The sequence below is a fragment of the Micromonospora sp. M51 genome (assembly GCF_018070305.1).
GTDB lineage: Bacteria > Actinomycetota > Actinomycetes > Mycobacteriales > Micromonosporaceae > Micromonospora > Micromonospora parva.
Genome location: NZ_JAGPXZ010001278.1, coordinates 1 through 944 on the forward strand (window position 1 = coordinate 1; position 944 = coordinate 944).

Here is a 944-nt window from a genome sequence, read left to right on the forward strand (position 1 = left end):
GGCCCCGACGGCGGACGCGTCGACACCGGTCCGCGGGTCGGCGGCGCCGCCGAGCGCGGCCTTGATCTGCTCGCCGGTCCAGTCGGGGTGCCGCTGGACGAGGAGCGCGGCGGCGCCCGCCACGTGCGGGCTGGCCATCGAGGTGCCGCTGATCGCCTCGTAGTGCTCGTCGATCGGATCCTGCAGGTTGGTGCCGGCGGCCCGGGCGGCGACGATGTCGACACCGGGCGCTACCAGTTCCGGCTTCGCCACGTGGCTGTCGACCAGCGGTCCGCGGCTGGAGAAGTCGGCGAGCTTGTCGTTGCGGTCGACGGCGCCGACGGTCAGCGCGCTGGCGGCGGAGCCGGGCGAGGAGATCGCGCCGCCGCTGTTGCCGGCGGCGATCACGAAGAGGACGCCGGTGGACTTGCTCAGACCGTCGACGGCGAGCGAGAGCGGGTCGTTGCCGTCGTCCGCGTCGCTGCCGCCGAGGCTCATGTTGATGACGTCGGCCCGGGCGGCGGCCCACTCCATGCCGGCGATGATGCCGGAGTCCTCACCGGAGCCGTGGTCGTCGAGGACCTTGCCGATCATCAGCCTGGCGTCCGGCGCCACGCCGCGACGCTGCCCCTGTGCGGCCGCGCCGGTGCCGGCGATGGTGGCGGCGACGTGCGTACCGTGGCCGTTGTGGTCGACGGCGTCACCGCCCTCGGCGGTGAAGTCGGCCCGGTCGGCGACCCGGCCGACCAGGTCCGGGTGGGTGAAGTCGGCGCCGGTGTCGAGCACCGCGACGGTGCTCCCCTTGCCGGTGTAGCCAGCCCGCCAGGCGTCGGACGCGGCGATCTGCTCCAGGTTGCGGTCGAGGTCGGCGCGCTTGCCGCCGGTCAGCGCGGTGGCGCGGACCCTGCGGTCGAGCCAGACCTTCTTCGCGCCGGCGAGCAGCGAGTTCGTCGCCAGCTTCGCGG

1 protein-coding gene is annotated in these 944 nt (G+C 74.5%); it reads right to left on the minus strand.

Annotated features, from left to right (window positions below):
• The coding region (locus KBX53_RS34270; RefSeq protein ID WP_210863957.1) for a S8 family serine peptidase at positions 1–944 on the minus strand (944 nt) is incomplete at both ends.